The 6,809-nt window shown below is 65.4% G+C and carries 5 protein-coding genes; 4 read left to right on the top strand and 1 reads right to left on the bottom strand.

Translation table 11 applies throughout. The annotated features are described in order from the left end of the window. The 4 genes from VGH41_RS02575 to VGH41_RS02560 form a co-directional block, all read left to right on the top strand. A partial coding sequence (locus VGH41_RS02575; RefSeq protein ID WP_331595780.1) for a TolC family protein occupies window positions 1–448 on the top strand: 448 nt, incomplete at its 5' end. Then, window positions 445–1,755: a paraquat-inducible protein A gene (locus VGH41_RS02570; protein ID WP_331595779.1), complete on the top strand. Its 1,311-nt coding sequence runs from the start codon at window positions 445–447 to the stop codon at window positions 1,753–1,755. The genes VGH41_RS02575 and VGH41_RS02570, both read left to right, overlap by 4 nt. Next, on the top strand, window positions 1,748–3,370 hold the full coding sequence (locus VGH41_RS02565; RefSeq protein WP_331595778.1) for an intermembrane transport protein PqiB: 1,623 nt from the start codon (window positions 1,748–1,750) through the stop codon (window positions 3,368–3,370). The genes VGH41_RS02570 and VGH41_RS02565 overlap by 8 nt, the downstream gene beginning before the upstream one ends. Then, window positions 3,367–3,972: a PqiC family protein gene (locus VGH41_RS02560; protein ID WP_331595777.1), complete on the top strand. Its 606-nt coding sequence runs from the start codon at window positions 3,367–3,369 to the stop codon at window positions 3,970–3,972. Before VGH41_RS02565 ends, VGH41_RS02560 begins: the two co-directional genes overlap by 4 nt. Window positions 3,973–4,028: 56 nt before the next feature. Here VGH41_RS02560 and VGH41_RS02555 read toward each other — a convergent pair whose 3' ends face one another. Further along, window positions 4,029–6,809: an Hsp70 family protein gene (locus VGH41_RS02555; protein WP_331595776.1), complete on the bottom strand. Its 2,781-nt coding sequence runs from the start codon at window positions 6,807–6,809 to the stop codon at window positions 4,029–4,031.

The following is a 6,809-nucleotide window of genomic DNA, read 5'->3' as shown; positions in this document are numbered from 1 at the left end:
CAGCGGACAGGTCAAGCAAGCCGAAGCGCAGCAGCAACAGGCGCTGTTCCAGTACCAGGAGGCCATTCAGACCGCGTTCCAGGAAGTCGACGATGCGCTGATCGCACTGCAGAAGTCGCGTGAACAGCTGGTGGTGCAGGGTCGTGAGGTGGATGCATTGAAGACCTATGCACGGCTCGCGCGCTTGCGCTACGAGGGAGGCTATACGAGTTATATCGAAGTGCTGGACGCCGAGCGAAGTCTCTTCAATTCGCAATTGACCTATACGCAGACAAACGGCCTGGTGTACCAGTCGGTCGTGGCGCTTTACAAGGCAATGGGCGGTGGCTGGGTAGTGACTGCGGAAGAGCTCACGCATCAGGACGCTGCGCCGCAGGCCGTACCTCACGATCAGCCGCAAGGCAGTGCAACCGGGGTCAAACAATCGGTTGCGGAGCTGCCGCGATGATCGCGACCGTCGCTCCTCAGGAAGGGCGTCTGATCGCCTGTCACGAATGCGATCTGTTGCAACGTGAGCGGCCTTTGCCGCGCAACGGCGTGCTGCGCTGCCGCCGTTGCAATGCCGAATTGTCGCGCAGCCACCCGGACAGTGTGGATCGGGCGCTGGCGTTTACGCTGGCGTCGCTGGTGCTGTTCGCTGTCGGCAATGCGTTCCCCATCGTCGGTCTGGAGGTCAATGGCACGCTGGTCAAGACGAGCTTGCTGGGAGCGGCGCGCGTGCTCTACGACGACGGCATGTGGCCGCTCGCCGGACTGGTGCTGGCGACGACGTTCATCATGCCCTTGCTGCAGATGCTCACCATGACGTATCTGTTGACCCCGTTGCGCATTGGCCGCGCGCCGTACCGCGCCGACCTGGTATTTCGACTGCTGCAAATGGCGCGGCCCTGGGGCATGACCGAAGTGTTGATCCTCGGCATGCTGGTTGCGCTCGTCAAGCTCGCGCATATTGCGAGCGTGGTGCCGGGTACGGCGCTCTGGTCGTTCGGCGTCCTGATGTTGTTGCTTGCGGCGGCGAGCGCCGCGTTCGATCCGCAAGAAGTGTGGTCGCGCACGCGTGCCGCCCTGGGCGAGGTGCCCGGGCACCCGACGTTGACAGCGCCGTCCGCCGCGACCGCGATCGGCTGCGGTCTCGCGACCTGCCACAGTTGCGGCTTGCTGGTGCGCGCTCCCGTTCATCTGCACGAGGCCGCCTGTCCGCGTTGCGGCAGCCACCTGCATGCGCGCAAGCCGAACAGTATCGCGCGGACCTGGGCATTCCTGATTGCCGCCATGGTGCTCTATATTCCAGCGAATTTACTGCCGGTCATGAACACCAGTTCGCTGTTCGGCAGCGAGAAGGACACCATCATGAGCGGTGTGGTCTACCTGTGGACTTCCGGCTCGTGGCCGCTTGCCATTGTCGTGTTTATCGCGAGCGTTGCGGTGCCGATGCTCAAGATCATGGCGATGGTATTTCTCGTCGCCGCCGCCCAGCTCCGTTCCTCCTGGGTGCCGCACCAGCGGGCGAAGATCTATCGTCTGGTCGAACTGGTCGGCCGCTGGTCGATGCTCGACATCTACGTCATCACCATTCTGGTGGCGCTCGTGCAGTTCCAGGGACTGGCGACCATCCAGGCAGGGCCGGCGGCGATTGCCTTCGGTTCGGTGGTGGTGCTGACGATGTTCGCCGCCATGTCGTTCGATCCGCGTCTGATGTGGGACAGGCTGGAGAGCGAAGCGGACAGCCGCAAGCCGGAGCGCGATCGTGGCTAGACCTCCCGAGCCACCCGAGATCCCCGAGGCGCTAGCCGTCGGGCGCTCGCGCTGGCGCATCCAGCTGATCTGGCTGGTGCCGGTCATTGCCGTGCTGATCGGCGGCTGGCTCGCCGTCAAGGCGGTGCTCGAGAAAGGACCGACCATCACGATCAGCTTTGCCACCGGCGAAGGTCTGGAAGCGGGCAAGACCAAGATCAAGTTCAAGGACGTGGACGTCGGCGTGGTGCATAGCGTGACGCTGTCGCACGACCACCGTAGCGTCATCGCCACCGCGGAGCTTTCCCGGGATGCAGAGAGCCTGCTGGTCGACAACACGCGCTTCTGGGTGGTGCGTCCCCGCGTCTCGGGTGGGACGGTATCGGGCATCGGCACCTTGCTGAGCGGTTCGTTTATCGGCATGGACGTGGGCAATTCGACGACCCCGCGGCGCGACTACGTCGGACTCGAGACGCCCCCTGTATTCGCGAGCGGTGTGCCGGGCCGCGAGTTCGTGCTGAAGGGCGAGAACATGGGCTCGCTCGATATCGGTTCGCCCATCTTCTATCGGCGCCTGCAGGTCGGACAGGTGACCTCGTACCGTCTCGATCCGGACGGCAAGGGCGTGACGATGGAGGTGTTCGTCAACGCGCCGTACGACAGGTTCGTCAAGGACGAGACGCGTTTCTGGCAGGCGAGCGGCATCGATGTGTCGCTCGATACCAGCGGTGTCAAGGTCAACACACAGTCGCTGGTGGCCATCCTGATAGGCGGGCTCGCGTTCCAGACGCCGGATGATGCCGCGCCGGATGTCGATACGGCTCCGGAGGCCCAACCCCGCAAGACGTACACGCTGTTCCCCGACCGCGCGGAGGCGATGAGAAGGCATGACAGCATCGTCGATAAGTATGTGTTCAATTTCAACGAGTCGGTGCGGGGCCTCACGGTGGGCGCGCCGGTGGACTTCCGCGGGATCGTGGTGGGCGAGGTCGCGGCAATCTACACGCGCTTCGATCCGGTCAACCGGCGCTTCAGCATTCCGGTCGAAGTGCGCCTCTATCCGGAGCGCTTCACCTCGCGTCTGCAGTCCGGCGGACCGGGGGGCAGACTGACTGGGGACCGCCAGGGGCTGGCGCAATGGATGGTCGCACACGGTTTGCGTGGACAGTTGCGCACCGGAAACCTGCTGACCGGGCAGCTCTATATCGCGCTCGACTTCTTCCCCAACGCACCGAAGCGGACACTCGATCTGAGCACTGTTCCACCCGAACTGCCGACCGTGCCAGGCGGGCTGCAATCGCTGCAGGACTCGGTGACGGAGCTGGTGACGAGGCTGAACAAGATCCCGTTCGAAGGGATTGGCGACAACGCAAAGAAGACCCTGGCGGACGCGGATCTGCTCCTCAAACAGTTGAGCACCGAGGTCATTCCGCAAGCCCGCTCGACACTGGCGGCAGCGCAAACGGCGTTGAACTCGGCGAACAGCACGCTGCAACCGGACTCGCCATTGCAGCAGAATACGGCTGACACGATGCGTGAACTCGGCCGCACGGCCGCGGCGTTCCGCACGCTGGCGGATTACCTCGAGCGTCATCCGGAGGCGTTGATTCGCGGCAAGCCGGAGGACAACAAATGATGCGTCTTTGTTTGCCCGTGACCATCGCGTTGGCCGTCTCGGTGCTGGGCGGGTGCGCGTCGCCGAAGGCCGCCTTCTACACGCTCAGTCCGGAGGCGCGGCGCGACAGTACCAGTTCCGGCGCGCCGGTCACGGTAGTGATCCGCCCGGTGAGCGTGCCCGAACTGATTGATCGTCCGCAGATGGTGGTTCGCGCCGGCGACAATCAGGTGACCATCGAGGAGTACGCGCGTTGGGCCGACCCGCTGAGGAGCCAGATCCCACGCGTGGTCGCCGCCGATCTTGGCATCGTGCTCGATAGCACACTGGTGTCCGTGAATCCCGTCGGCGTAGACCCGGCCGCGGCCTGGCGGGTACAGATCGACGTGCAGCGCTTCGATGCCACCCTGGGCGAGGCGGCCACGGTCGATGTGCTGTGGTCGGTGACGCCGCCCGGTAACGGCTCGCCGCTCACGGGCCGGACGCGGGCCAGCGAACGCTGTTCAGGTCCAGGCTACGACGCGCTGGTGGCGGCGTACAGCAGGGCGCTTGCGACAGTGAGCGGGGATATTGCGGCGGCGATTCATCCGGCGGCCGTGATGCGGAAGGCGCCGTCGTCATAACAGGCAGGGTTGCCACGCGAGCCCTGCAGGTCCGCCGCTTTCGACACGCGGCGCCGTCAACCAATCAGCTTGAGCCCGGGTGGCAAGGACTCGCCAAATACGCGTCCCTCATCTGCTTCATCCAGCTCGACGGTCTCGCGCACCATGCTGATCCAGTTGACCGGCGCGCGTGCGTTGTCGAGCCGTTTGATGACGCCCGCGCGGATGTCTTCGGGCAAGTCACGCGTCCGGTCGCCCGTCATGCGCGCAATCTGCACTGCGGCAAATGCGGCGGGTTCGACCTTCTTCCAGTCGAGCGCGAGAATCTCATCCAGCCACTGCCCGGCAATCTCAGGCGGCACGACGCTGTGCGCGCTGCCGTAGAACGGCCGCCTTGCGCCGATACGGCCCACGGCCCACCAGCCCTGATGGCTTTCTGCAGGCTTCCTGAGCGAGCTCAGCAGCCGCTGGCCGAGTTCGATCTTGCGTTCGGCAGGCACGCGTTCAAGTGACGCTTCGAGCCGCACCATGTCGGCATAGCCGGCCCTGGAAGGGTCGAACGGCAGCTTCGCGCGCGTCGCGCCGGCGGCCTGCATGTAGGCCACTGCGTCAAGCACGCCGAGCTGTTCGCTTTCGCCAAGACCGCCCGCGGCGCGCCGCCATAGCGTCCACCATTCGGACCATACCTGAGCGTCGTTGATGTACTGGATACCGTCATCGAACAGGGTCCAGAGCTGCTCGACGCGCCACTCGTCGAGCGGATAGCCGAAACCGGGACGCAGGCAATAACCCGCCAGATTGAGCCACAGTCGTTCATGGTCCGCCGAACGGCGGCGCCGCCGCACGCGCTCCCACAACGCATTGAACAGTTCGCGCAGCAGCGCGCTGTTCCAGCCTGCACGCGGACCGAGTAGCTGTTCGAGGTCCGCACGCAGGCGCCGGACCTGCTTCGGATCGACCTTCTGCGAGCGCGAGCCGAAGGTGCGATCGATCAGTTCCAGTGCTTCAGGCAAGGCGGGATGCGGCGTGTCTTTCGATAGCGTGACTTGCGCTTCGCTGCCTCGCAACTGGAATTCGAGCAGCCAGCGTTGTGCCGCATCGTTGGCGTCGATGCAATGCACTTCCAGCGTGCCGACCTCGGTGAGCGAAGTCACGATCTGAACAGGTGTTTCATGCGATTGCACCGCGCCGCGTGGCTGCACGACCGTTGCAATCGGCGGCAAGCGTACGAAATCGCCCAACGGCAATTGCGCGATTTCGCCGGGCTGCCACGCGGTGTCCGCCGTCGACGACACCAGATGAAACTGCACCGGATGCCCGAGCCGCAGCGCGAAGCTGCGATCGGCCAGATGGATCTCGTGACCTTCTTCGGTGCCGCGCGGCAACACGCAGACGCCTGTTAAGGCGTGCGCATCTTCATCGAGCATGAGGAAATAGCTGCGCGGCGAGCCGCCGCCGATACGCGGTGCGTGTCCCGCGCGCGCCAGCGCGTACGCGACGGCGCCACGCGCGACGGCCACGTCGGGGTTGGCGTTGTGCAGCACATTGAGCGGCGCCCCGCGCCATGTTCCCAACGTGCTCGCCAGACGGGCGGTGAGCGGTTGCGCGCGGAATACGCCGCCGTTGAGCAGCAGGGTGTCGGGCATCGGCAGCGCGTCCTCTCCGAGGGGGCTGCCGGAAACACCCAGCGCCTCACGCGATTGCGCGGCAAGCCGGCTCAGAAATGCGGCCACGTGGCGCGTGATGGCCGGATCGCTCGCGTAGGGCAAACCGAATTCGACGATCGCGCCGCGCGGCCGTCCGGGTCGGGCATCCGCGGCAACGGCCGGGAAAAAGCCGTCGACGATGATCTGTTCGACCTCCGCGCGCGTCAATTCAGCCGAGCGCGCCCCGCCGATCAGTTTCGAACCCGCGCCCAGTAACGTGATCGGCGCGGACTCAGGTGCCTGCGCGCCGAGCAGTTGTTCCTTGGCGCCACGGCAGCGCTCGACGAGCTGCGACAGACTCGCCGCCGACAGCCGCGTCTGCGGCGTCGACAAGCGGCTCTCGGCCAGATGGGCAAGCGCCAGATCCATGTTGTCGCCGCCGAGCATCAGATGGTTGCCCACGCCAATGCGCGTCAGTTGCGGCTCGCCGCCTTGCATCTGCACTTTGATCAGCGTGAAGTCGGTCGTGCCGCCGCCGACGTCGCAGATCAGGACGAGGCGCGTATCGGCAAGTTCGGCGGCGAGCGTGCCGCGGTGCTGAAACAGCCAGTCGTAGAACGCGGCTTGCGGCTCTTCAAGCAGACGCAGCGTCGGCAGACGCGCCATGCGCGCCGCTTCGAGCGTCAGCGCCCGCGCGCCGTCGTCGAACGAGGCGGGCACCGTCAACACCACGTCCTGATCTTCGAGCAACGCTTGCGGGAAACGATGGTTCCACGCCGCCCGCACATGCGCCAGATAGCTCGCGCTGGCCGCGACGGGTGATACCTTGTCGACGTCGTCCGGGGCGCCCCATGGAAGGATCGGCGCCACCCGGTCCACCGCTGCATGCGAGAGCCAGCTTTTCGCACTGGCGACGAGCCTGCCCGGTACCTGCGCGCCCAAGGTGCGTGCGAGGCGTCCGATCACGGCACGCTGGGAGCCGCTTTCCTGGGATTCCGAAGCAGTAGACCAGGGTAGTTGCAGATCACCCGCGCTCAGCTCGCGAGGCGCGGCCTGATAGCGCACGGACGGCAGCAGCTCGCGCGCGGCGACCTCGCCCGGACTGACGAGCTGGTCGATATCGAAGACGCGAATCTGCTCCGATCCCGCCTCGGCATAAGCGACGACCGTATTGCTCGTACCGAGATCGATCCCGACGATGTACTGCTTCAT

The sequence above is a fragment of the Paraburkholderia sp. genome (assembly GCF_036488795.1).
Taxonomy (GTDB): domain Bacteria; phylum Pseudomonadota; class Gammaproteobacteria; order Burkholderiales; family Burkholderiaceae; genus Paraburkholderia.
The sequence above is the reverse complement of the archived record's forward strand: the minus strand, read 5'-3'. Positions and strand labels throughout refer to the sequence as shown.